At 58.0% G+C, this 22,277-nt stretch carries 26 protein-coding genes; 8 read left to right on the forward strand and 18 right to left on the reverse strand.

Translation table 11 applies throughout. The features are described from left to right. Positions 1–13 precede the first annotated feature (13 nt). The 9 genes from CLH61_RS01850 to CLH61_RS01890 all read right to left on the reverse strand — a co-directional run bounded on the left by CLH61_RS01850 (position 14) and on the right by CLH61_RS01890 (position 5,410). Positions 14–706: an aspartate/glutamate racemase family protein gene (locus CLH61_RS01850; RefSeq protein ID WP_099612996.1), complete on the reverse strand. Its 693-nt coding sequence runs from the start codon at positions 704–706 to the stop codon at positions 14–16. Then, positions 703–990 carry a hypothetical protein gene (locus CLH61_RS01855; protein WP_228152497.1) on the reverse strand — a complete coding sequence of 96 codons (288 nt, stop codon included), beginning with the start codon at positions 988–990 and terminating at the stop codon, positions 703–705. The genes CLH61_RS01850 and CLH61_RS01855 overlap by 4 nt, the downstream gene beginning before the upstream one ends. A 184-nt stretch (positions 991–1,174) precedes the next feature. Further along, positions 1,175–1,588, reverse strand: a complete 414-nt coding sequence (locus CLH61_RS01860) for a PaaI family thioesterase (protein WP_099612997.1) — start codon at positions 1,586–1,588, stop codon at positions 1,175–1,177. Beyond that, positions 1,581–2,510, reverse strand: a complete 930-nt coding sequence (locus tag CLH61_RS01865; protein ID WP_099612998.1) for a sigma-70 family RNA polymerase sigma factor — start codon at positions 2,508–2,510, stop codon at positions 1,581–1,583. Before CLH61_RS01865 ends, CLH61_RS01860 begins: the two co-directional genes overlap by 8 nt. A 46-nt stretch (positions 2,511–2,556) precedes the next feature. Next, positions 2,557–3,015 (reverse strand): carboxymuconolactone decarboxylase family protein, encoded by a 459-nt coding sequence (locus CLH61_RS01870; RefSeq protein ID WP_099612999.1) that lies wholly within the window; start codon positions 3,013–3,015, stop codon positions 2,557–2,559. Between the two features lie 146 nt (positions 3,016–3,161). Continuing rightward, positions 3,162–3,644 (reverse strand): VOC family protein, encoded by a 483-nt coding sequence (locus CLH61_RS01875; protein WP_099613000.1) that lies wholly within the window; start codon positions 3,642–3,644, stop codon positions 3,162–3,164. 4 nt (positions 3,645–3,648) lie between these two features. Beyond that, positions 3,649–4,317 (reverse strand): dihydrofolate reductase family protein, encoded by a 669-nt coding sequence (locus tag CLH61_RS01880; RefSeq protein ID WP_099613001.1) that lies wholly within the window; start codon positions 4,315–4,317, stop codon positions 3,649–3,651. A 92-nt stretch (positions 4,318–4,409) separates the two neighbouring features. Then, on the reverse strand, positions 4,410–4,742 hold the full coding sequence (locus tag CLH61_RS01885; protein WP_211289046.1) for a YnfA family protein: 333 nt from the start codon (positions 4,740–4,742) through the stop codon (positions 4,410–4,412). Positions 4,743–5,143: 401 nt separating this feature from the next. Continuing rightward, complete coding sequence (locus CLH61_RS01890; RefSeq protein WP_099613003.1) at positions 5,144–5,410, reverse strand: DksA/TraR family C4-type zinc finger protein; 267 nt, start codon at positions 5,408–5,410, stop codon at positions 5,144–5,146. Between the two features lie 94 nt (positions 5,411–5,504). On the opposite strand from CLH61_RS01890, the gene CLH61_RS01895 reads away from it, so the two are divergent. Together CLH61_RS01895 and CLH61_RS01900 are read left to right on the forward strand one after the other, a co-directional pair. Continuing rightward, on the forward strand, positions 5,505–5,828 hold the full coding sequence (locus CLH61_RS01895) for a thioredoxin family protein (protein ID WP_099613004.1): 324 nt from the start codon (positions 5,505–5,507) through the stop codon (positions 5,826–5,828). Positions 5,829–6,057: 229 nt separating this feature from the next. Beyond that, positions 6,058–6,408, forward strand: coding sequence for a DMT family protein (locus tag CLH61_RS01900; RefSeq protein ID WP_099613005.1), 351 nt, complete (start codon positions 6,058–6,060; stop codon positions 6,406–6,408). A gap of 63 nt (positions 6,409–6,471) precedes the next feature. On the opposite strand, the gene CLH61_RS01905 is transcribed toward CLH61_RS01900, so the two are convergent. Beyond that, a complete protein-coding gene (locus tag CLH61_RS01905) occupies positions 6,472–6,861 on the reverse strand; it encodes a septal ring lytic transglycosylase RlpA family protein (RefSeq protein WP_099613006.1) in 390 nt (129 codons plus the stop codon). 94 nt (positions 6,862–6,955) lie between these two features. Further along, positions 6,956–7,855, reverse strand: a complete 900-nt coding sequence (locus tag CLH61_RS01910; protein WP_099613007.1) for a LysR family transcriptional regulator — start codon at positions 7,853–7,855, stop codon at positions 6,956–6,958. 113 nt (positions 7,856–7,968) lie between these two features. Here CLH61_RS01910 and CLH61_RS01915 point away from each other — a divergent pair, with 113 nt between their 5' ends. Together CLH61_RS01915 and CLH61_RS01920 are read left to right on the forward strand one after the other, a co-directional pair. After that, positions 7,969–8,376 (forward strand): VOC family protein, encoded by a 408-nt coding sequence (locus tag CLH61_RS01915; RefSeq protein ID WP_099613008.1) that lies wholly within the window; start codon positions 7,969–7,971, stop codon positions 8,374–8,376. A gap of 18 nt (positions 8,377–8,394) precedes the next feature. Next, positions 8,395–10,041, forward strand: coding sequence for a pyridoxamine 5'-phosphate oxidase family protein (locus CLH61_RS01920; RefSeq protein ID WP_099613009.1), 1,647 nt, complete (start codon positions 8,395–8,397; stop codon positions 10,039–10,041). Between the two features lie 97 nt (positions 10,042–10,138). Here the strand turns inward: CLH61_RS01920 and CLH61_RS01925 are convergent, their stop codons facing one another. Further along, positions 10,139–10,573, reverse strand: coding sequence for a GFA family protein (locus tag CLH61_RS01925; protein ID WP_099613010.1), 435 nt, complete (start codon positions 10,571–10,573; stop codon positions 10,139–10,141). A gap of 218 nt (positions 10,574–10,791) precedes the next feature. Between CLH61_RS01925 and CLH61_RS01930 the strand changes: the two genes are divergently transcribed. Next, positions 10,792–11,115 (forward strand): thioredoxin family protein, encoded by a 324-nt coding sequence (locus CLH61_RS01930; RefSeq protein WP_099613011.1) that lies wholly within the window; start codon positions 10,792–10,794, stop codon positions 11,113–11,115. Positions 11,116–11,202: 87 nt separating this feature from the next. Here CLH61_RS01930 and CLH61_RS01935 read toward each other — a convergent pair whose 3' ends face one another. The 3 genes from CLH61_RS01935 to CLH61_RS01950 form a co-directional block, all read right to left on the reverse strand. After that, positions 11,203–11,742: a CPBP family glutamic-type intramembrane protease gene (locus CLH61_RS01935; RefSeq protein ID WP_099613012.1), complete on the reverse strand. Its 540-nt coding sequence runs from the start codon at positions 11,740–11,742 to the stop codon at positions 11,203–11,205. A gap of 797 nt (positions 11,743–12,539) precedes the next feature. Further along, complete coding sequence (locus CLH61_RS01945) at positions 12,540–13,235, reverse strand: TSCPD domain-containing protein (RefSeq protein ID WP_099613014.1); 696 nt, start codon at positions 13,233–13,235, stop codon at positions 12,540–12,542. Positions 13,236–13,264: 29 nt separating this feature from the next. Beyond that, positions 13,265–15,403 carry an adenosylcobalamin-dependent ribonucleoside-diphosphate reductase gene (locus tag CLH61_RS01950; RefSeq protein ID WP_099613015.1) on the reverse strand — a complete coding sequence of 713 codons (2,139 nt, stop codon included), beginning with the start codon at positions 15,401–15,403 and terminating at the stop codon, positions 13,265–13,267. A gap of 615 nt (positions 15,404–16,018) precedes the next feature. On the opposite strand from CLH61_RS01950, the gene CLH61_RS01955 reads away from it, so the two are divergent. Then, positions 16,019–16,831, forward strand: a complete 813-nt coding sequence (locus CLH61_RS01955; protein ID WP_099613016.1) for a DUF6160 family protein — start codon at positions 16,019–16,021, stop codon at positions 16,829–16,831. Between the two features lie 60 nt (positions 16,832–16,891). Here the strand turns inward: CLH61_RS01955 and CLH61_RS01960 are convergent, their stop codons facing one another. The 3 genes from CLH61_RS01960 to CLH61_RS01970 form a co-directional block, all read right to left on the reverse strand. Further along, positions 16,892–17,686 carry an ABC transporter ATP-binding protein gene (locus CLH61_RS01960; RefSeq protein ID WP_099613017.1) on the reverse strand — a complete coding sequence of 265 codons (795 nt, stop codon included), beginning with the start codon at positions 17,684–17,686 and terminating at the stop codon, positions 16,892–16,894. A 12-nt stretch (positions 17,687–17,698) separates the two neighbouring features. After that, the gene (locus CLH61_RS01965; protein WP_099613018.1) at positions 17,699–18,601 is read right to left on the reverse strand and encodes an ABC transporter permease; all 903 of its coding nucleotides are present in this window, start codon (positions 18,599–18,601) and stop codon (positions 17,699–17,701) included. A gap of 63 nt (positions 18,602–18,664) precedes the next feature. Further along, complete coding sequence (locus tag CLH61_RS01970) at positions 18,665–19,639, reverse strand: ABC transporter substrate-binding protein (RefSeq protein ID WP_099613019.1); 975 nt, start codon at positions 19,637–19,639, stop codon at positions 18,665–18,667. 286 nt (positions 19,640–19,925) lie between these two features. Between CLH61_RS01970 and CLH61_RS01975 the strand changes: the two genes are divergently transcribed. Both CLH61_RS01975 and CLH61_RS01980 read left to right on the forward strand, forming a co-directional pair. Further along, positions 19,926–21,593 (forward strand): AMP-binding protein, encoded by a 1,668-nt coding sequence (locus CLH61_RS01975; RefSeq protein WP_099613020.1) that lies wholly within the window; start codon positions 19,926–19,928, stop codon positions 21,591–21,593. 179 nt (positions 21,594–21,772) lie between these two features. Next, positions 21,773–22,255 (forward strand): YiiD C-terminal domain-containing protein, encoded by a 483-nt coding sequence (locus CLH61_RS01980; RefSeq protein ID WP_099613021.1) that lies wholly within the window; start codon positions 21,773–21,775, stop codon positions 22,253–22,255. The last annotated feature ends 22 nt before the right edge of the window (positions 22,256–22,277 follow it).

Below are 22,277 nucleotides of genomic sequence, written 5' to 3' on the forward strand. Positions count from 1 at the left end.
GGGTAAACCTCAATCAAGTAGCAAGTGCCTTCTCAACGGCCTGAGCGGCGTGGATTTCCGTGGTGTCATAGACCGCAACGGGGGTATCTTCCTGCCGGATCAGCAGGCCGATCTCGGTGCAGCCCAGGACGACTGCCTGCGCACCCCGTTCTATCAGTGACGTAACGATCTCCAGGTAAGCCTGCTTGGATGCCTGGTTGATCTCTCCCTGACACAGCTCCTCATAGATGACCCGATGAATCACTTCCCGCTCCGGCTCTTCCGGAACGATCACCTGGATTCCGGCCTGCTCCAGGCGCTCCCGGTAAAAGTCCTGCTCCATGGTAAACCGGGTACCCAGCAATCCCACGCTGGAAAGGCCATCCTGCTTCAGGACTCCGGCCGTTGCATCGGCAATATGGAGCAGGGGAATGCCGATGGTTTGTTCAATCTCCGGTGCCACCTTATGCATGGTGTTGGTGCCAATCACCAGAAACTCCGCCCCGGCCTGTTCAAGCGCGCGAGCCGCCCGGGACAGGATGTTACCTGTCTCGGCCCAGTTGCCCTGGTGCTGGAGCTCCTCGATTTCGGCAAAATCTACGCTGTACAGAATGAGCTTTGCAGAATGCAGCCCACCCAGGCGTCTTTTAACGCCCTCATTGAGAAGCCGATAGTAGGTCTGGGTTGATTCCCAGCTCATCCCGCCCAGCAGGCCAATGGTTTTCATACGGTCGAACCTGTAACTTTCACGGATTCATCTTCCACGAGCTGAAGCTGATTATCATAAGCAGCCTGAAGGCCGGTTTCATCCTCTTCTTCGGACTCCTCATCAATAGAGCGCGGATAAAATGGCGACAGCATTGCCGCCAGAATGCCAATGGCGGCAAATATCGCAAAGGCATCGCCATAACCGAATTCATTCACCAGCATACCCACCACAGGTGAGCCGGTTGCCTGCCCGAGCGAGACCGCCATGAAGGGTAAAACGGGCCCCATGGACAGCCGCCCCAAAAATTGCAAATCCTGTACTCGAAGGAAACTTCATGCCGCCTCCGCCCTATAAAAATTTCAGGCTTTCGGTCCGTTTCGGTTCCTGTCTGTACTAATAACCTGGACTGGCTTCACCTTCCGTAAACTCCAGAACCTCACCAAGCCCCAGGTTAATATCGACCCTACCAGCTATACTCGGAGGTCGTCACTTTCCTGATTCAACCTTGTTGATCGTACCCTGGGCCACCGCAACCGTGCGTTCACCGGCCTCTCCAATCGCAATAACACTGCACTGGCAGACCGCCTGATTCCTTCCTGAGGACAGTACCGTAGCCCTGGCGACCAGCTTGTCGCCAATTGCAGGGCGAACGTAATTGATCTTGTATTCGGAAGTCACCGAATCGCCCAGGACCGAGCCCCCCGCATAGGTCAATGCGTTGTCAGCCAGGTAACTGACCACGCCTCCATGCACAAAGCCATGCTGTTGTTTCAACTCCGGCCGGATGGCGAGCGAGAGAACAGCGCTTCCGGGCTCGAAGACCTCCAGTTCGGTGCCGAGCAGGGCGCTGAAGGGTTGGTTCTTGAGTATCTTTCTTCCAAACTCCAGTAAGTCACTCATTGAATGATGTCTCCTCAGACATATCGGCTTTAACCAATTGCATCGGTAGCTGGTCCGCCAGATGGCGTAACTTGTCCGGGTTGCGAACCATATACAGAGCCTCGATACGCTCCCCCGTGATCTCCAGGGTCATCACCTGGGGCAGTCCATCCCGTTCGATGGTTAACCAGCCCGGCAGTCCATTCACCATAACCGGCTTAACCCACCGTGGCCCGGATGACGACGACTTGCGGGCCAGGCCATGGAAGAACCGGCTGATCTTGTCAGCCCCGAAAATCACGCGCCGCGCGGCAATTCTCTTGCCACCGCCGTCGGTATGGAGGGTGGCACTTTCACTCAGCAGCGCCTTCAACTCGCTAACATCGCCGCTGCGGGCGGCGCTGAAGAAACGCTCAGTCAACTGACCATGTTCATGGGGTGTTACCCGATACCTCGGGCGCGCTGCCTGAACCTTCTTCCGGGCCCGGCTGGCCAGCTGCCGGCAACTGGCTTCATTTCGATCCAGGCTGAGTGCAACCTGAGCGAAATCGATCCCGAAGACATCATGCAGCAGGAACGCGGCGCGCTCCAGAGGCGATAACCGCTCCAGCGCAAGCATCAACGCGAAAGAGACATCGCTTGCCAGAACCTCGGGGTCTATCGGTGCCTCCAGTGACTCTATCAGAGGCTCCGGCAACCAGGGGCCGACATAAATCTCTCTTTGCCGGTGAGCGGCCTTCAGGCGATCAAGGCACAGCCGGCTGGTGACCGTGGTCAGGTACGACCGCACGTCGGTTACCGAGGGGTGATCGGCATCGCGCCAACGAAGGTAGGCGTCCTGGACCACGTCTTCTGCCTCGGTTACCGAGCCCAGCATGCGATAGGCAACACCGGTCAGGTATCGACGCCACTGATTGAACTGCAGGGCAGCGCACTCCGTCATGGGCAAAGACTCCTGGTAAACCCGGTCACAGAACCGGCACGTCCCATCAGTTTTCCGACGCCACGTCGTTCGGGTGAACGTTCCTGAAACCTACTCCGAGCCGGTTCCAGGCATTGATGACGCCGATCAGGAGCGTCAGATCCACAAACTCCCTTTCGGAGAAGTGCGCCAGTCCCATCTCGTAATCCCGGGTGGGTGCCCCGGTATCCGGCAGTCTCGTCAACGCTTCGGTCCACCCCAACGCGGCTTTCTCCCGTGGTGTATAAAGGGCAGATTCACGCCATGCGGACAGGAGATAGAGCCGTGCCTCACTCTCTCCGGCGGCACGGGCATCACTGGTGTGCATGTGGAGACAGTAGGCACAGCCGTTAATCTGGGATGCTCGCGTGACTACCAACTCGATGAGGCTTTCTTCCAGCCCGCAACTTCGCACATGAGCATCCAGCCTGGCCATGGCCGCGATGGCTTCGGGGTTGGCTTGGTAAGCATTCAGGCGTTTTTCCATTATCTGGGTCCTCTGTCGTCACGTGTGGTCGATGGATCATCTTCACCGCTTTCTACAGAGGTAGACGAAATGTCGTCAGGCTTTGTGACATGCCTGAAAAATTTTATGGCCTGTGAGGCCTCCTGGTAAGGGTTCGGTGCCTCTTATTACCCCCTGCGCGCCGCTTCAATGGCCGCAATATCGATCTTGCCCATCTCCATCATCGCATCGAACGCGCGTTTTGCAGCAGCGGGATCCGGGTCGGCGATGGCGTCGGTCAAAGCTACCGGTGTGATCTGCCACGAGATGCCCCATCTGTCCTTACACCAGCCACAGGCGCTCTCTTCTCCGCCGTTGTCGACTATGGCGTTCCAGTAGCGATCTGTCTCTTCCTGATCAGAGGTGGCAACCTGAAAGGAAAACGCTTCATTGTGGGTAAAGGCGGGACCGCCGTTGAGCCCGAGGCAGGGGATACCCAGCACGGTGAATTGCACCGTCAGCACATCGCCCATTTTACCGGAGGGAAAGTCGCCCGGAGCGCGGAGGATCCTGCCTACCGATGAATCCGGAAACGTCTCGGCGTAGAAGCGGGCTGCCGCTTCGGCACCGCCATTGAACCAGAGGCAAATGGTGTTCTTTGCGTGTTTCATCGTGTCAGCCCTCCTGCCGAAGTTTTTCCCGGCGTGCGATTTCTGCCGGAGTGGGCGGGTTCATGGCAAAGTCGCCGGTTGCTACCTTGCCATCACGCACATACCGCCCAATCACGATGCCACCGGGTGACACCCGGCTGTCGGCCAGCTTGAATGCGGCCGGCTTGGCTCCATCGCGAAACAGCTTCTTGCCCTGGCCGAGCACCACCGGGAAGGTGAACACATTGATCTCATCGACGAGGTCGTTCGCAAACAGCGTTTGGAGCAGATCCGAGCTGCCTTGCGTGACCAGCGCGGGGCCATCCTCCCGTTTCAGTCGGGCGACATCTTCCGCCGCGTCATTGAGGGCCACCGAGCCCTGCCAGGTCAGGTCCAGCCCTTTCCGGGTGGCAACGTACTTGTTGATCGAATTGAAGGCCCTGGCGATGGAATCGTCCGGCCCGTCCTCGGCATACGGCCAGTGGGCGGCGAAAATCTCGTAGGTCTTGCGTCCCAGCAGAAGGTCGAAGGGCTGGCCGAACATGCGGTCAATCTCTTCACCAAACACCTCATCCACCATCGGGGCAACCCAGCCGCCGTAGCCGAATCCGCCGGTGGGATCTTCCTCGGGCCCGCCCGGGGCCTGCATCACCCCATCCAGCGACACCATGGCACCAACAATCACTTTTCTCATGGGTTCATTCTCCTGGTTTGCTTTCATTCAACCAGTAGTCGCATGGGACACCGAAAAATCGACAGCAGGTTTTATTTCCGGCGTGAATCAGCTTAGCTGCTCCTCGGCGCAAACATGATGATCGCCATCCCCAGCAGGGCGACGGCCGAGCCAAGGATGTCCCACCCGGTAGGCCGGATACCGTCAACCGTCCAGAGCCACAGTATCGCCATGAAGACATAGACCCCGCCATAAGCCGCATAAACCCGGCCAGCCGCTGTCGGATGCAGTGACAACAGCCAGGCGAAAAGCGCGAGGCTGAGCGCGCCGGGCACGAGCAGCCAGATACTCTTGCCTTCGCGAAGCCAGAGATAGGGCAGGTAACAGCCGACGATCTCCGCCAGGGCGGTCACAACAAACAGACCGAGGGTTTTCAGTTCGGCCACGGGGTGGGGCTCCTGTTGCTGGGGGCGGCATTCAGCCGGGTAAAGGGGCAGTCTACTGATGGGCGTCACGCCCGGTCCAGTGCACTTGGTGCCTCTCAACTGGTTGGCCACAAGGGTGGCCATTGCCCATGCTTCTTGATGCATTGCTCAATCGGATCGTCGCGGTAGCCGCTGTCTTACCGCTGTTTCACGCTGGGATGAACAGAGTTGCGGTCGCTGTCCGGCGCCGGTATTTCCCGGACGACTTTACCCAGTAGTTTGTACTTGCCCTTGTACTCGTTGTGCTGCTCAGTAGTAGTGTGGGTCTGGATTGGCAGGTTGGTGCACCGGGCTGCCGCGCACCTCAGTTGCTAAGATTCCGGTTGCCATGGGGGCGCCCAACGCCTCGCGACCCCAACAGGCTATCGAAGCTGGCTGTCCTTACTGCCTCTGCGATTGATGCCGCCAGAGTGGATTTGCTGCTTTTCATGGGCCGACTGGCACTCGATGCACAACCGAACACCGGGAATGGCCTTGCGCCGGGCTTCCGGAATCGGCGCGCCACACTCATCGCATTCCGTGGCGCTCTCACCCCCGGCTAACTGGCTGCGTGCGCGCTGAATTTCATCTTCAACGCTTGCGTCGATCTGTTCCTGAACCGCACCATCACGTGACCATCCACCTGCCATGGGCCCCTCCAGAGTCTGGATGACTGAAACCACCAAACGGTATCATTCGAGTGCAGGCGCTCCAAGGTTGCCGATAACCCAACGAGGAAATACCATGTCCTATGCCAGCCAATATACACCCGAAACCCTAAGCCGTGACGAGCTGGACCAGACCACGGGCCCGATGGTGGTCGAATTCGGCACCAACTGGTGCGGTTTCTGTAAGGGGGCGCAGGCCGATATCAAGGCGGCCATGGACAATCACCCGGACGTTCCGCATGTGAAGGTCGAGGATGGTAAAGGCCGCAGGCTGGGGCGGACATTTGGCGTTAAGCTGTGGCCGTCGCTGATTTTTCTGAAGGATGGTGAAGAAATGGCGCGGGTAGTCCGCCCGGAAAACAGCGGCGACATCGAGGGTGCACTGATAAAAATTCTATGAGGACGTGCCGGTAATGACAGATGTAAATATCGAGATGGTATGAACCAGACAGCATAGCTACCACTGGCCCCGCACGCATCTTCTTCCCCCCCCCGAACTGAAGCGATTGAACCCTTGTTTGTGCCGGTGGAGCAGGGCTAAGGCGGACCACGGAAAAGTGGAGTATATTCCGCATTGGTTATCTGGCAGCTTGGACCATCCCACCCATATTTTCGATTGAGTCACGTTAATGAATCCGATCCTTATCAGCGTCAGCCTGCTGGTATGCAGCAATATTTTCATGACGTTTGCCTGGTACGCCCACCTGAAAGAACTCAATAACAAGCCCTGGATCGTTGCGGCGCTTGTCAGTTGGGGCATCGCGCTATTTGAATATCTCTTTCAGGTGCCTGCCAACCGGATTGGTTACACAGAGTTGAATGTTGGCCAGCTCAAAATCCTCCAGGAGGTGATCACACTCTCAGTGTTTGTGCCGTTCTCTGTGTTCTATCTGCGGGAGCCGCTGAAGCTGGATTACCTCTGGGCTGGTCTCTGCCTGGTCGGGGCGGTGTACTTTGCCTTCCGAAGCAAGTTTGTATAGTGAAACCCAGCCCTTCAGAAACACCGCCGCACCAGAATCCACCCGACAACAACCTGTCATGGGCTACCTCAGCACCTCAATTTTCACGTTGATTAAACCCGACGATGTACTGCCAATCTGGCTGAACGCGGATTTTGACAGATCAATTATGCGACCTTTGACAAAGGGTCCACGATCATTGATCGTGACAACGACACTTTTGCCGCTCTTTCGGTTTGTTACCTTCACCTTTGAACCGAACGGTAACTTTTTATGTGCCGCTGTATGAAGCTCGTGCTTATAAATGGCACCACTGGCGGTTTTTCTGTTCTGAAACTTATCCGAATAATAGGATGCCTGCCCGGTTTCAGTGAAACCAATCCAGTTATCTCCGGCCGCGGGTTGGGCAGTTGAGCATCCTGCTATGAGGCTGAGGAATGCAAATACCGATAAAGCTCTTAACATTGCCAACATAATCTGAGTCTTCTGCTGTCGTTATACCAACGCCAATGATGGCTGATATTCCCAAGCCCGAATTTCACGTTTCCACGCGGGCGGGCGCGCTTTATCACCCGAGTGCTTCACTGTTGCGAAGCGAGTCCTTCAACGCATTGATAAGTGCCCGCAATCTCGTCGTTACCAGACGGCCGCCGGGGTAGATCAGGTGCACCGGCAAGGGCTCGGGTTCGAACGCTTCGAGCACTCTGTGCAGTCTTTTCTCACTGATGAATTGCTGAACCTGATAGGAAAGAAACTGCCCAAAGCCCACGCCTTCGACGCAAGCGGCAACGCCTGCTGCAATCTGATTGCAGCTCAACCGCCCGCCCATTCTGACGGCGATGTCATGCCCGCCTTCACGAAATGGCCACGCACTCGTCGGGGAGAGATTCCGCAAACGTATGCACGGCAGTTTGGACAACGCTTGTGGATGGTCCGGCACCCCGATTCGATCAAGCAGCGCCGGGCTGGCGCAGACAACCCGGCGCACCTCTCCGACACGGACCGCAATCATCGAAGAATCGGCCAGTGGGCCGATACGTAGCGCCAGGTCGATGCCTTCGTCAACCAGGTCAACAACACGATCAAGCAGCAGCAGATCGACGCGAACCTGCTCGTGGCGTGCAAGGAAGTCGGAGAGTGCCGACATCATATGCAGTTGCCCGAACTGCACCGGCGCCGTGATGCGAAGGTCTCCCCGCGGTTCGGCTTCATTCTGGCCCACGGCCAATTCCGCATCGTCGACGTCGGCAAGTATACGACGGCAGCGTTCCAGATAGTCGCGGCCTTCCGGCGTCAGGGACATGCGGCGTGTGGTGCGCCGCAGCAGCCGGATCCCGAGATGGGCCTCAAGCGCGGCAAGTGTTCGGACAACGGCCGGCTGTGAGCGACCCAACGCCTCTGCCGCCGCGGTCAGGCTGCCCCGATCGACGATTTCGACGAAAACCCGCATGGCGGCCAGTTTATCCATAATCGATTGCTCCATCAGGTGCAGTAATCTTATCAGAGTGGCGGTATTTATCAGCACCTGCCTTCTCCCTGAAGATAGATCAGTCATCTGACAAACTCACCAGGGAGAACACCATGAACCAGACATCCGCTAAAACCCGGGGCGTACATCATGTGGGCCTGACCGTACCAGATCTCGCCGCTGCCAAGGCCTTCTTCGTTGATGCTCTCGGTTTCGAGCAGGTAGGTGAAGTCGCCGATTATCCGGCGGTTTTTCTGAACGACGGCTCGGCCATGATCACACTGTGGCAGGCGGAAGATCCGGCTAACGCCACCCCCTTCGACCGGCGCGCCAATATCGGTCTTCACCACCTTGCGCTCCGCGTCGGTGACAAGTCGGACCTCGAGCAGCTGTACGCGGAATTGCGGGAGCGCGACGATCTGGACATCGAGTTCGCACCCGAAGGGCTGGGCAGCTCCGGGTTACAGCACATGATGTGTCGTATTCCGGGCAATATCCGCCTCGAATTGATCGCCGTCTGACCAACTGAGGACGCACTGATGCAAACTCCGCATTGGCACTCTGATGACGCGTCACCGTTCCATCATGGCGAGCAGGCGGTGCAGAGGCGGCTTGGGGTTCGTGACTCCATTGAGCCCTGGGCGCGTCAGGTGGTCCGGGCCTTTCTACCGGATCAGCATCGCGAGTTCTTCAAGCAATTGCCTTTTGTTGTGGCCGCTGCACGGGATGCTACCGGGCGACCCTGGGTGACCTTGCTCACCGGCGCTCCCGGTTTTGTTAGCACGCCCGATCCCACGAGTCTGCATATTGCAGCGCGAGTATTGCCGGGGGATGCGCTGGAAGGCGCGTTGACTGCGGGTGCGGAACTCGGTCTGCTCGGCATCGAGCTTCATACGCGGCGACGCAATCGGGTGAATGGCACGATTGACGCGGTCGGGATAAATGGCCTGACCCTCACGGTCGGCCAGTGCTTCGGCAACTGCCCGCAATACATCACCGAGCGAAGCTGGCATCAGGTCGACGTAAAGCCGGGGGACGCGTCCGCAACCCACTACCAGCGGCTCACCAGGGGTATGCAGGCATGGATCGGATCGGCAACCACACTGTTTATCGGGAGCGGATACCGTGGCAAGGGACGGCACGCGGGTTATGGTATGGACGCTTCTCATCGCGGTGGCGCGCCGGGGTTCGTTGCAGTGCCCGACGACAGGCAGCTGATCCTGCCCGATTATTCAGGCAACAATCACTTCAACACTATTGGTAACCTCGTTGCAGATCCCCGCGTAGCCCTGCTGTTTGTAGACTTTGAGAAGGGCAGTCTGCTGCAGATCAGCGGCAAGGCAACTATCGACTGGGACTCCGCAGAAATTGCGCGGCATCCCGGTGCGCAGCGCCTGGTTGCAATCGATATCGAGCAGATTGTACAACTCGACGGCGTACTGCCGCTGCGCTGGAGCGCGCCAGAGCCCCTGTATTCCCTGAGACTGGTCAAAAAGACGAAGCAAAGCGAGGACGTAACATCCTTCGAATTCGTAGCGCAGGACGACGCAGAGTTGGCCAACTTTATGCCCGGCCAGCATCTGCCGATTGAATTACACATCGAGGGACATGCACAGCCGATCAAGCGGACCTATTCATTGTCCAATGCACCGGGTGAGGGCCGCTACCGGATCAGCGTCAAGCGCGAGCCCCATGGCACGGTGTCACGATACCTGCACGACAAACTCATCGTAGGCGACATCGTTAACGCGCAAAAGCCAGAGGGCGACTTTGTGCTGGCGCCCGGCGAACGCCCCGTCGCGCTGGTCAGTGCGGGTGTCGGCGTGACGCCCATGGTCAGCATGCTGCAGGCCATGGCTCGGGAGGCGGGCGAACGGCCGGTGTATTTTATCCACGGGGTGCGCAACGGCAGTCACCATCCCTTCGCCGACGAAGTGCGTGCACTGGCGAAGCGTCATCCCAAGGTCCACGTCAACACCGTCTACAGCCAACCGCGTAACAGTGACAGGCAGGGGAGAGATTACGATCATCGCGGGCACATCGGTATTGATCTGCTAACGGCAATGGTTCCTGCATTGGATGCCGATTTTTACCTGTGTGGCCCGAGCGGCTTCCTGGCCGATACCGTGGCTGCCCTCAGCGAGAGCGGCGTTGAGTCAGATCGTATCCACACGGAAACGTTCTGACATACCTTGGCAGGTAGATTTTACAGTCAGGTTCTCGGAGCGTGAGTGGGCCGGGATCGGCCCAACCACTACATCCAGCCTCACACCTGAAGGAGACTCAGTCGCTTGGCCCCTTTAAAGCCCTGTAAAGGGCATCCAGGCTCTCAGGGCCGCCGCCCAGCCTGAGGCAGTTCCGGGAATCGCCCTCCCACGCCGCAGCCGAGTCGAGATGAAGATGGACATTCACCGCCGCATCGAAATCCTCCCTCAGCAAACCGGCGGGTATCCAGACCAGCTCGGTGTCCCGAAGCTGGTTGGGAACCGGGCTGCCGCAAACGGAGCAGAAATCACTGCGATAACCGGTTGGTTTCTGGAACGAGGTGACTCTGGCCTGGCCTGACAGCCAGCGGAAGTTCTGCTGGTGGACAAAGGTGGCTGCGTTGGCTGCGGAACCGGTAGCTTTGCGACAGAGCGAGCAATGGCATTGGTAGAGGTTGGGGAGATCGCCCTGGATCTCGAATTGGACTTCGCCGCAGAGGCATTCGCCGTTCATTAGTTATTCCGATTAACAGTGGAGTAGGACCCGGTATGGGTTAAGTGCAAATATAAGCGGTTGTTTCAGAGTCTTAAAGCCAAAGGCCTTCCCCCGCACCATCACGTGACCATCCACCTGCCATGGGCTCCTCCGGAGTCTGGATGACTGAAACCACCAAACGGTATCATTCGAGTGCAGGCGCTCCAAGGTGGCCGATAACCCAACGAGGAAACACCATGTCCTATACCAGCCAATATACACCCGAAACCCTCAGCCGTGACGAGCTGGACCAGAGCACGGGCCCGATGGTCATCGAATTCGGTACCAACTGGTGCGGCTTCTGCCAGGGTGCGCAGGCCGATATCAGGGCGGCCATGGACAATCACCCAGACGTTGCGCATGTGAAAGTTGAGGATGGCAAAGGCCGGAGGTTGGGGCGGACCTTTGGCGTTAAGCTCTGGCCGTCGCTGATTTTTCTGAAGGATGGTGAAGAAATGGCGCGGTTAGTCCGCCCGGGAAACAGCCGCGACATCGAGGGTGCACTGAAGAAAATTCTGTGAGGACGTGCTGGCAATTTCGGAGGCTCGAAACGGTGAAAAATAGTCCAGAAACAGCGGCTGGCAGTCCCCGCTGAGACGGGCAAAAGCTTAAAATTCCAGCACAAGATTTCGGCCGCCAAGAAAAAGCACCCAAACCGTTACCGCAGCCCAGTGAATGATCACCGGAACCCAGATAGACCGGGAAAGCACGTAGGCGTAGCCACAGGTAACCCCCATAGCGCATACGATAACCAGAAACCACGGATCCAGGAAAAGAGGAATAGCAGTGGGGTTAAACGCCAGCGCATTGAACGGATGCCACAGAACGAAGACCAGTGTGCTGATTGCCACACTCCAGGCAGCCTTTACGTGCCCCGATGCCAGGATATCTCTCGGTATAAGCACGCCCCTGAAGAAGACTTCCTCAAGCAGCGACGGGAACAGGAACAATATGATCGGGAGGAGGGGAGTGATTGGCGAATCCAGCCACCCGAATTGAAATAATCCGGCGCCGAAACCAACGGACACCGATATTAGTGCGAACATCGGTATCAGAGCCCAGGCCTTCAACGGGGCCTGAAAAGGGGAGGTCAGAAAGCCCTGGCGAAGGTTGTTACTGAGGCACTTTACGGGCTTTGCTGAAATCATGGGGTTGCGGATTCAGAAAATAGATCTGTACTGGTTTTCCGGCAGTGATATGAGTTTCAATCTTGCGTGTTTTGTTAGCTCTCAACAAAGACGACTATCTGTGTAGCGCTTTGTAGAGTTGACAAACGGACAATGAACTCGTTCTCACTAGTTTCCTCGGCGTCTGGAAAACGTTTGAGAATGGCTCCTGTTGCGTATTTCGGCAGACTAAAACAGGGCCTGCGAAAATAGAAAGTAAGCCATTTCTGGTTTGGGATAAACGCGAAATCCCAGGAATTGCCTCGATAGAACCTCACACTATCTAGATACCCTTGCGGTTTTGGAAAGCAAGTATATTCGCTGGACGCCAAGCCCCATCCAACAAGATATCGATAAGCCTGCAATGCCTCGACCTTCTGAATTTTTTTAGAAAAGGTCTGGAAAAGTCCCGCATCCTCTTGGTTTATAAACATTTTTTTTACCTTTGCATGCTTTTATTTTGGTGTGACCTTTTAGCAGGAAAGCTGAGAGAAGGGCGTCAGATACTTTTCTTAGACTATACTCACTCGACGGGCGGACCGAAACCACCAAAACATTGGTTTATCAGAGAGCTAAAGTCCAAACTCGGCCGCGAGCTTTCTAAAGTATAGCGGAGGGAAGCGCGTCGGCAGTAATGCCGTGACCCGTCCTGAATAAGGTTTACACCCTCCATAATATCTTGCAGGAAGGTGTAAACCTTATTCGGGACGGGTAACCACAAACAAAAAGGCCCGAAGTTCTCACCCCGGGCCTTCTTGCTAACTCACCACTGAATCACCTCAACCGCACTTGCTGTCGCCGCAGGACAGGCAGGTGGCGCAACCGTCCATCACGATAACCGCTTTGGTGTTGCACTTGCCGCACATGGTGGCGTTGGCGGGGTAGTCGTTGCTGGTTTCGTCGTTGGTGGCCGTGCTCTGGCTGGCTTCGAACTCGGCGCGCTTTTCGGCGAGGATGCGCTTGGTGGTTTCGCTCATCTCGTCGCTTTCCAGCAGGCCGATGGCCTTCAGGTGCTTCTCGATCACGGCGCCGATTTCGGCCACCAGAGACGGCATGAATACGCCGCCTTTCTTGAAGTAGCCACCGTTCGGGTCGTACACGGAACGCAGCTCTTCCACCAGGAAGGTGACGTCACCGCCCTTGCGGAACACCGCGGAGATGACGCGGGTGAGGGCGATGACCCACTGGAAGTGCTCCATCGACTTGGAGTTGATGAACACTTCGTAGGGCTGCCGGCTCTCGTGGTCGGTGTCTTCGTTGAGCAGGATGTCGTTGATGGTGATGTACATCGCGTGCTCGGCCACCGGGGGCTTGATCTTGTAGGTGGTCCCCAGCAGGAAGTCCGGCCGTTCGATGTTTTCGTTCATCAGTACCGGCTTGTTTTCCGGCTGCGCGGGTGCGGGTGCCTGCTCGTTATCTGCGTCGGCTTTCAGTACCCGGTAACCGACGATTTTGTTGCTGATTTTAACTGTCATGGTGAATGTCCTGTGTCGGTTGTCCCGGATTAATACTTACCGTAAGTGCCTTCTTTGAGGGCGTCGAAAAGGTTGGCGGCGGAGTGGATCTCGCCATCATACTCGACCTTTTCGTTGCCTTTCAGCACAACTTTACTGCCGTCATCCAGGGTGAACTCATACTGGGTGTTCTCCAGGTCCTTCTCTTTGACCAGAACGCCCTGGAAGGCCTCCGGGTTGAAGCGGAAGGTGGTGCAGCCCTTGAGACCTTTCTCGAAGGCGTACATGTAGATGTTCTTGAAGTCCTGGTACGGGAAGTCGGTTGGTACGTTCGCCGTCTTGGAGATGGACGAGTCCACCCACTTCTGTGCCGCGGCCTGGATATCCACGTGCTGGTCCGGGCTTACGTCATCAGAGGTGGTGAAGTACGGCGGCAGCTTCTTATCTTCGTCCTGGGAGAAGGGCATGGCGCCCGGGTTCACCAGGTGACGGTAGGCCAGCAGCTCGAAGGAGAAAACGTCCACCTTCTCCTTGGTCTTGCGGCCCTCGCGGATCACGTTCCGCGCGTAGTGGTGGGAGAAGCTCGGCTCGATACCGTTACTGGCGTTGTTGGCCAGTGACAGGCTGATGGTACCGGTCGGTGCAATGGAGGTGTGGTGGGTAAAGCGGCCACCTTGTTCGGCCAGTTTTGCCACCAGCTCCGGCTCAACCTCGGCAATGCGCTGCATGTAACGGCTGTAGCGGGCATGCAGGATGCGGCCCTTGATCTTGTCGCCCAGCTTGAAGCCGTCTTCTGCCAGCATCGGGCACTTGGCGAGCATCTTGGGCGTTACTTCAAACTCTTCATCCATGATCGGCGCGGGGCCTTTTTCTTCGGCCAGGGCCAGGGACTGGCGCCAGCCTTCAACGGCCATCTCGCGGACCACTTCTTCGGTGAACTGGACGGACTCGTCGGAGCCGTAAGGCATACGCAGCATGGCGAGGGTAGAGCCGAGGCCGAGGATGCCCATGCCGTGGCGGCGCTTGTGCATGATTTCGTGGCGCTGTTCGCCCAGCGGCAGGCCGTTGATCTCGACCACGTTGTCCAGCATGCGGGTGAAGATGGCCACGACCTTACGATACTTCTCGTAGTTGAAGCTGGCCTTCTCGGTAAACGGGAAGTCGACAAACTTGGTCAGGTTCACCGAGCCCAGCAGGCAGCTGCCGTAAGGGGGCAGGGGCTGCTCGCCACAGGGGTTGGTCGCACGGATGTCTTCACAGAACCAGTTGTTGTTCATCTGGTTCACTTTGTCGATCAGGATGAAGCCCGGCTCTGCGTAGTCGTAGGTGGACGTCATGATGGTGTCCCAGATGAACTGGGCTTTCACCGTCTTGTAGATGCGGCAGGCAACCTTGCCTTCGTTGTTGACGACGTAGCTGTCTTCAACCGGGAAGTCGCGGTAGACGAATTTGCTGGTGTCAGTCACATCCAGGCCTTCTTCCTCGACTTCCTTGGTGGTCACCGGGAAGGAAAGGTGCCAGTCAGCGTCATTCCTGACGGCCTCAATGAAGTCTTCAGTGATCAACAGGGACAGGTTGAACTGGCGCAGGCGACCATCTTCGCGCTTGGCCTGGATGAACTCGATCACGTCCGGGTGGTGAACATCAAAGGTGGCCATCTGGGCGCCACGACGGCCGCCGGCAGACGACACGGTGAAGCACATGCGGTCGAAGATGTCCATGAAGGACAGCGGTCCGGAGGTGGTAGCGCCGGCGCCGGCCACGTAGGCGCCACGGGGACGCAGGGTAGAGAACTCGTAGCCGATACCGCAACCGGCCTTGAGGGTAAGACCGGCTTCGTGGTTCTTTTCCAGGATGTCGTTCATGGAGTCATGAATGGTCCCGGAAACGGTACAGTTGATGGTGGAGGTCGCCGGCTTGTGGGCTTCGGCTCCGGCGTTGGAGGTAATCCGGCCGGCCGGGATGGCACCGTTCTGCAGCGCCCAGATGAAATCCTTCATGTGCCGGGTACGGTCAGCCTTGGCTTCGACCTGGGACAGCGCCCTGGCGACACGCTCGTAGGTCGCGTCGATGTTCTTGTCGACAGGCTCACCGGTCTTGGTCTTGAGCTGATACTTGCTGCTCCAGATATCAAGTGATGCTTCCTGCATTGGGATCGTGGTTACCACTGCCTGTGCCTTCGCGTTCATTGCCACCCTCATTCTTCCGATATTGCCGATAAAGAACCACGCTCGTCCATACTGGCGCGCGGTTCTGTCCCCTGTTTTATGTAACGTCTGTACTGTAAATGACCATTATCCGACCACTATCTGATCACTATATGTGGTAGTAACGGTGTTGCTGATCTTGTGCTGGTCCGGTTGCCCGCTGGGGCAGGTTTTATGGTTCTTGTTGTTTCTCTGGCCGAGCTTCGCCCCGTGTGTGGGGCGGAAGGCAGCGCGTTGGCTTTTCTTCGAGGCCCTACATATGGGTGCGTTTCGGAGAAGTATAACAGGATATAGTGGTGTGTGAAGAAGAGGAGAACTATCGGTTGGGCTTCAGGTTTATGCAAAATCAATTGGCAGGCTCTTGAAACCGCGAAAAATCTCACCCCACGGGGCTGTTGGCGCCGGTTTCTCCTCCGACACTAGATGTTGTGGTCAAAAAACAGGCTGGGTTAGCCCTTGCAACCATTAGAAAACTCAACGAACTGTGACTACAAGCACGCCGCCTGTGGTGACCTGTCGTTAAAGTAGCGGGGTGGGATTGTGTTGGCAGTCGTCCCACAGGGAATGCCAAATAATGATTAAAAAAGGACGACAATAATGAAAGGCCTGAAGAGAACCCTGCTGGCGCTGGGGGTTGCCGGACTACCTGCGGCCGCGCTGGCCGATATCCAGCTACTGGATGACCTGACGATGGGCAACATCACCGGTCAGGCAGGTGTCACCATCGAGCTGGAGACCAAGCTCAACATCGACCGCTTTATCTACACCGATGAAGGTTCCCTGATGATTGACAACATTCAGATTGGCGGTGCCAACCGTACCGATCTGTTTGCCGAGCTGGGTACCAACATGACCAACATGCCGGCCAGCGATTTGCTGGATAATATCCGTATCAACATCGATGTGCTGGCAGACGGCGATGCGGTCATCAACATCCTGCCGAATACGTTCGGCGCGGTGGACTTCCGTATCAGTACCGGCGCCTGGCAACTGACGGGCACCCAGGACAGCACGCTGGTCCTGGATAACTTCCAGATGGACGGTCTGCTGGGCTCTGGCACCATTCGTGTCGACACCCAGACCGACATGATGGGTGTACGGACGGATTTTGCCATCGACCGGATGGACTTTGATGTGCCGTTCCTGGCGCTGGGCATCCGGGATCTGAGCCTGACGGGTGCCGGCTACGATTTGTCGGCGCCGCAGCCACTGGACCTGTTTGCGCGGGTCAACCTGGATATCTACAAGGCACCGAATGCCGCCGGCGTGGAAAGCCTGGCCATCGATCTGCATGAGTTTTCGGCAGACGTGGGTATCGGCGGGGTGTTGGTGGGCGGGGTGTCTGTGGGCACTGTGTTCATGGATGACCTGGTGATCAGCAACACCCATATGCTGGTGTACGGCCACTGAGCCAGGTGAAACCACGAAGATGAGGTGTCGGGCGGGACCGCAATGGCCCCGCCCGGTTTGTCAGCCCAGCAAAAGGCTGTCGTCGTCCACGGTCAGGCCACGCTGCTGCTCGAACAGCGCCAGGAGGTCCTTCACCTGCAGGCCTTCCCGTTCCTCACCGGCAATATCAAACACCACTTCGCCCTGATGCAGCATCACCGTGCGGTCGCCCACTTCCAGGGCCTGCTTCATGCTGTGGGTGACCATCAGCGCAGTCAGCTTGCGCTCGGAGATGATGTCCTTGGTCAGTTCCAGTACGAAGTCGGCGGTTTTCGGGTCGAGGGCGGCGGTGTGCTCGTCCAGCAGCAGGATGCTGGACGGTGTCAGGCTCGCCATCAACAGGCTCACGGCCTGACGCTGTCCACCGGACAGCAGCCCCATCTTGTCGCCGAGACGGTTTTCCAGGCCGAGATTGAGCTTGGCCAGGCTGTTGCGGAAGGTATCGCGATAGCGTGCCTTGACGGCGGCACTCAGGCCGCGACTCTGCCCGCGCTTGATCGCCAGCGCCAGGTTTTCTTCAATGCTGAGGCCTTCGCAGGTGCCCGCGAGGGGGTCCTGGAACACCCGTGCCACGCGGTTGGCGCGCTTGTGGGTGGGCAAGCGGGTGACGTCTACGCCATCCACGATGATCTGCCCGCTGTCCACCAGCACTTCGCCGGCCAGGGCATTCAGGAAGGTGGACTTGCCGGCACCGTTACTGCCGATCACGGTGACGAATTCACCCTGGTTTACGGTCAGGGACATGCCCCGCAGCGCCGGGTTTTCCAGGGGTGTACCTTTGCCAAAGGTCAGTTTCAGGTTGCTTGCACTGATCATGGTTAACCCCCCTCAGTTGCTGTTGCGTGTCAGGCGCGCACGGACCGAGTTGCGCACCCCGGGCAGGACAATCGCCAGGGTGACCAGTACCGCGGTGATGAGGTTAAGATCCTGTGCCTGCAGGCCGAGGAAATCGGCGTTCAGCGCAAAGGCTATGGCCAGGCGGTAGATGATGGCACCGATGACGCAGGCGATAAGTGCGCGCAGCACGGTCGAGGGGGTGAGCACGGCTTCACCGCCGATCAGCGATGCCAGGCCGATAACGATAACGCCTACACCCATGGTGACGTCGGCGGCGCCCTGGCTCTGGGCAAAGAGGGCCCCTGCCATGCCAACCAGGCCGTTGGACAGGGCCACCCCGAGCACAATCATCGCGCCGGTGGCAATGCCCTGGGCCCGGGCCATCCGAGCATTGGCGCCGGTGGCGCGCATGGCGAGACCGGTTTCGGACTTCATGAAGCGCCACAGCAGCAGCAGCGACACCACGGTTACGATCGCAAAGAGCACCACCGGAACCTGGTGGAATTCCAGCCCCAGGGAGTACCAAGGTGTCAGGACGGTGTCTTCGGTCAGCAGTGCCACGTTCGGTCGACCCATGATCCGCAGATTGACGGAATAGAGCGCGATCATGGTGAGGATGGAAGCCAGCAGATTGAGAATATTGAGCTTCACGTTGAGCAGGGCAGTTACCGCACCGGCGGCCATGCCGGCCAGAATTGCGGCACCGGTCGCCAGCCAGGGGTTGACGCCCTCGATAATCAGGACGGCCGCTACCGCCGCACCTAGCGGAAAACTGCCATCGACGGTCAGGTCCGGGAAATCAAGAACACGGAAGGAAAGATAGATGCCGAAGGCAACAAGACCGTAGATCAGGCCGGTCTCGATGGCACCGTAAAGAGCAATTTCACTGAGCATGGGATAGATTTCGCTGTCAGGGTACCGGCGGGATTCTTGTGAAATCCCGCCGGTAGGTTCGGGTTATTTGTCGCTGTTTACGACTTCCTCGGCTTCGCTGATCACGTCTTCAGACAGGGAGATTCCCATTCTCTCGGCTGCTGCGGGGTTGACGAAGAGGTCCAGTGTGTCGATGGACTCCACCGGCATGTCACCGGGGTTGGCGCCTTCGAGGATGCGCGCGACCATCGCACCGGTTTGGCGGCCGAGATCGTAGTAGTCGAAGCCGAGAGCTGCGACTGCGCCGCGGCTGACGGTTGCGGTATCGGCCGCAAACACCGGGATCTTGGCACGCTCGCCGACCGACACCACCGCTTCGGCGGCACTGATGACGGTGTTATCGGTGGTCAGGTAGATGGCATCGGCCTTGCCGACCAGGGAGCGGGCAGCGCCCAGCACCTCGGAGGTTTTGGTTGCCGCGCCCCTGACCAGTTCCATGCCGCGCTTGGCCAGGCTCTGTTCAAGCAGTTCGACCAGGGCGACCGAATTGGCTTCGCCGGGGTTATAGACGGTGCCAATGCGCTTGGCATCCGGCACCAGGCGCTGCAGCAGGTCGATGTGGCGATCCAGTGGCAGCATGTCGGTTACACCGGAAATGTTGCCGCCCGGGGCTTCGAGGCTGGCAACCAGCTTGGCGGCGACCGGGTCGGTCACGGCGGAGAACACCACCGGCAGGTTGCGGGCTGCAGCGGCCACGGTCTGGGCGGAAGGCGTGGCGATGGCAACGATGACATCCGGGTTCTCGCCCACGAACTTGCGGGCAATCTGGGACGCGATGGCCGAATTACCCTGGGCACTCTCGTGCATGATCTTCAGGTTTTCGCCTTCCTTATAACCACGTTCTGCCAGTTCATCGCGGACGCCCTGGTAGACGGCATCCAGGGCGGGGTGTTCTACGATCTGGGTAATAGCAACGGTTTTCTGGTCAGCTGCCTGGGTAAGTCCCACAGCTGCCAGCAGCATCGCGCCGAACATCGTACGCAGAGTTTGCTTGGCCATACGCCGGTCTCCCTGAATCTATTGGGTTAGCTGGTTTTGAAATGTCTCGAGGATATCGGTAATTCAAGGAGCGGGAGTTTATCACAGGGTGTGGGCTTTGGTGCTGAAAAACCACCATTGCGTGCCCGAAATGCTGCCTGAGCGAACCATTTTCCGGGTTTTTGCGTCAATAGCTCCAAGAGCCGGAAAGAGTTTAATTTGCGTCACATTTTGACGGCCCCGGGTATGGTGAAATACGCTACTAAAGTCGAATGAAGCCACAATAATCACAAAGCAAGGACAGTCCATGGACAACAAGCTCAGACAACCCCTTGAAATGCTCTACCACTGGGAATCGGCAAAGGCGGAGCAGATCTACATGACCCAGCCGATGGGTGGTGACAAGGTGGCTGAATACACCTGGCGCCGGGCAGTGGGGGAGGCGCGCCGGATGGCCTCCTACCTGAAATCCCTCGACCTGCCGGCGGGCAGCCGGATCGGCATCATTTCCAAGAACTGTGCGCAGTGGATCATGTCGGACTGGGCCATCTGGATGGCCGGACACGTTTCCGTCCCGCTGTACCCGACGCTCAATGCCGATACCGTAAGCTACATACTCGAACACAGTGGCTGCGAATTGCTGTTTGTCGGCAAGCTTGATGACTGGGACATGATGAAGCCGGGGGTGCCGGATTCCCTGCGTTGTGTGTCCTATCCGCTGAGCCCGCCCAACGACTATGAGACCTGGGATGACATCATTGCCCGCTATCCGCCCCTCGAAGGCAACCCGCCGCGGGACCCGGAAGAGCTGGCCACCATCGTGTATACCTCCGGTAGCACTGGCCGTCCCAAGGGCGTGATGCTGAGCTTTGCCAACATGGCGTTTGCAGCGGATGGCGGTATTCGCGGCCTGAACGTGGGGCCCGGTGAGCGGATGCTGTCCTACCTGCCGCTGTCCCACGTGTTTGAGCGGACCTTTGTTGAGCTGGGCTCACTGTACGCAGGTTTCCAGCTGTTTTTTGCCGAATCGCTGGACACCTTCGTACAGGACCTGCAGCGGGCGCGGCCGACGCTGTTCCTCTCGGTGCCGCGCCTGTGGGTGAAATTCCAGCACGGTGTGCTGCAGAAGGTGCCCAAGGAAAAACTGGACCGTCTGCTGAAAATCCCGGTGCTCAACAAGCTGATCAAGAAGAAGGTGCTGAAGGGCCTGGGGCTCGACAAGGTCAAGCTGGCGGGCAGTGGCTCGGCACCGTTGTCCAGCGATGTGCTGGCCTGGTACCGCAACCTTGGCCTGGAGTTGCTGGAAGGCTATGGCATGTCCGAGAACTTTGCCTATTCCCACATGAACAAGCCGGGCCGTACGCGCATCGGCTATGTTGGTGAGGCGCTGCCGGGTGTGGCGGTGAAGATCAGCGAGCAGGGCGAAGTGCTGGTGAAGAGTCCCGCGACCATGATGGGCTACTACAAGGATGAGGAGAAAACCCGCGAGACCTTTACCGAGGATGGCTTCCTCAAAACCGGCGACAAGGGTGAGCTGGATGAGATGGGTCGCCTCAAGCTGACGGGCCGGATCAAGGAAATTTTCAAGACCAGCAAAGGCAAGTACATTGCGCCGGCACCCATCGAAAACCGCCTGATGTCCCACGGTGCCATCGAAATGGTGTGCGTGTCGGGGGCTAATCAGACCCAGCCTCATGCCCTGGTCATGCTGGGCGAAGAAGTGCGGCCGAAGATGGCTGACGAAGCATTCCGCAAATCCCTGGAAGCCAGCTTCAAAGACCTGATCAGTGAGGTGAACAAAGCGGTGGACCCCCACGAGCAACTGGCTTTCATTACCGTGGTCAGTGACGAATGGTCCATTGAGAACAGCTTCCTGACGCCCACCCTGAAGCTCAAGCGGAATGTGGTGGAAGACGCCTACCAGAGCAAGGTGGATGAGTGGTACGCCCGCCGTCAGCCGGTGATCTGGCAGTAGTCTGATCATCCCAGCTTTCCTGTTCCTGAAAGTGCCTCAAAGGGCCCGCCTCGGTGGGCCCTTTGCCGTTGTGATCCGGTGCCGGTCCGGCGCTACAGATGGATGCAAAAAGCCGACATAAGTCGCATAGGGAAAGTGTATGGGCGGGCCTAAACTGGATAGGTAAAGAAGGAGGAATCATGTCCCAACTGGCGCGTTTTCAGAAACGGATCAACGAGTCGATTCCCTTGACCAACAGTCTGGGGGTCCGGCTGTTTGCCTACGACGGCGAGCAGCTGGTAGTCAATGCACCGCTGGAGCCCAACCACAATCACCAGGGAACCGGTTTCGGCGGGAGCGTGTATGCGGTTGCGGTGGTGGCGGCGTGGGGATTGGTAGAGCTGGCGCTTGAAGACTGGGGGCTGGAAGGCAGCGTGGTGGTCCAGATCGGTAGTATGGAATACCTTGAACCGGTCGATGACGACTTCTACGCGGTCTGCCGGCTGCCCTGTGCCGACGATATGGCCCGCTTCCGCAAGAGCCTGGCCCGCCATGGCAAGGGTCGGCTCAACCTGCGTTCCGAGGTTTACTGTGGCTCACCCACCATGTCGCCGGTGCGGGCACCTGCTGCGACGTTTGAGGGGCGGTTTGTGGTTCAGGATGCGCGCACTACGATCCGCTAGCATCAGGTAGCAGTTCAGCCCT

The sequence above is a fragment of the Marinobacter profundi genome, from assembly GCF_002744715.1.
In the GTDB taxonomy this organism is placed as follows: Bacteria; Pseudomonadota; Gammaproteobacteria; order Pseudomonadales; family Oleiphilaceae; genus Marinobacter; species Marinobacter profundi.

Bases quoted from the DNA above. Each gene is read 5' to 3' on its own strand.
- CLH61_RS01850 (WP_099612996.1), bottom strand. From the start codon at position 706: ATGAAAACCATTGGCCTGCTGGGCGGGATGAGCTGGGAATCAACCCAG.
- CLH61_RS01860 (WP_099612997.1), bottom strand. From the start codon at position 1,588: ATGAGTGACTTACTGGAGTTTGGAAGAAAGATACTCAAGAACCAACCC.
- CLH61_RS01865 (WP_099612998.1), bottom strand. From the start codon at position 2,510: ATGACGGAGTGCGCTGCCCTGCAGTTCAATCAGTGGCGTCGATACCTG.
- CLH61_RS01870 (WP_099612999.1), bottom strand. From the start codon at position 3,015: ATGGAAAAACGCCTGAATGCTTACCAAGCCAACCCCGAAGCCATCGCG.
- CLH61_RS01875 (WP_099613000.1), bottom strand. From the start codon at position 3,644: ATGAAACACGCAAAGAACACCATTTGCCTCTGGTTCAATGGCGGTGCC.
- CLH61_RS01880 (WP_099613001.1), bottom strand. From the start codon at position 4,317: ATGAGAAAAGTGATTGTTGGTGCCATGGTGTCGCTGGATGGGGTGATG.
- CLH61_RS01890 (WP_099613003.1), bottom strand. From the start codon at position 5,410: ATGGCAGGTGGATGGTCACGTGATGGTGCGGTTCAGGAACAGATCGAC.
- CLH61_RS01895 (WP_099613004.1), top strand. From the start codon at position 5,505: ATGTCCTATGCCAGCCAATATACACCCGAAACCCTAAGCCGTGACGAG.
- CLH61_RS01900 (WP_099613005.1), top strand. From the start codon at position 6,058: ATGAATCCGATCCTTATCAGCGTCAGCCTGCTGGTATGCAGCAATATT.
- CLH61_RS01905 (WP_099613006.1), bottom strand. From the start codon at position 6,861: ATGTTGGCAATGTTAAGAGCTTTATCGGTATTTGCATTCCTCAGCCTC.
- CLH61_RS01910 (WP_099613007.1), bottom strand. From the start codon at position 7,855: ATGGATAAACTGGCCGCCATGCGGGTTTTCGTCGAAATCGTCGATCGG.
- CLH61_RS01915 (WP_099613008.1), top strand. From the start codon at position 7,969: ATGAACCAGACATCCGCTAAAACCCGGGGCGTACATCATGTGGGCCTG.
- CLH61_RS01920 (WP_099613009.1), top strand. From the start codon at position 8,395: ATGCAAACTCCGCATTGGCACTCTGATGACGCGTCACCGTTCCATCAT.
- CLH61_RS01925 (WP_099613010.1), bottom strand. From the start codon at position 10,573: ATGAACGGCGAATGCCTCTGCGGCGAAGTCCAATTCGAGATCCAGGGC.
- CLH61_RS01930 (WP_099613011.1), top strand. From the start codon at position 10,792: ATGTCCTATACCAGCCAATATACACCCGAAACCCTCAGCCGTGACGAG.
- CLH61_RS01935 (WP_099613012.1), bottom strand. From the start codon at position 11,742: ATGATTTCAGCAAAGCCCGTAAAGTGCCTCAGTAACAACCTTCGCCAG.
- CLH61_RS01945 (WP_099613014.1), bottom strand. From the start codon at position 13,235: ATGACAGTTAAAATCAGCAACAAAATCGTCGGTTACCGGGTACTGAAA.
- CLH61_RS01950 (WP_099613015.1), bottom strand. From the start codon at position 15,403: ATGAACGCGAAGGCACAGGCAGTGGTAACCACGATCCCAATGCAGGAA.
- CLH61_RS01955 (WP_099613016.1), top strand. From the start codon at position 16,019: ATGAAAGGCCTGAAGAGAACCCTGCTGGCGCTGGGGGTTGCCGGACTA.
- CLH61_RS01960 (WP_099613017.1), bottom strand. From the start codon at position 17,686: ATGATCAGTGCAAGCAACCTGAAACTGACCTTTGGCAAAGGTACACCC.
- CLH61_RS01965 (WP_099613018.1), bottom strand. From the start codon at position 18,601: ATGCTCAGTGAAATTGCTCTTTACGGTGCCATCGAGACCGGCCTGATC.
- CLH61_RS01970 (WP_099613019.1), bottom strand. From the start codon at position 19,639: ATGGCCAAGCAAACTCTGCGTACGATGTTCGGCGCGATGCTGCTGGCA.
- CLH61_RS01975 (WP_099613020.1), top strand. From the start codon at position 19,926: ATGGACAACAAGCTCAGACAACCCCTTGAAATGCTCTACCACTGGGAA.
- CLH61_RS01980 (WP_099613021.1), top strand. From the start codon at position 21,773: ATGTCCCAACTGGCGCGTTTTCAGAAACGGATCAACGAGTCGATTCCC.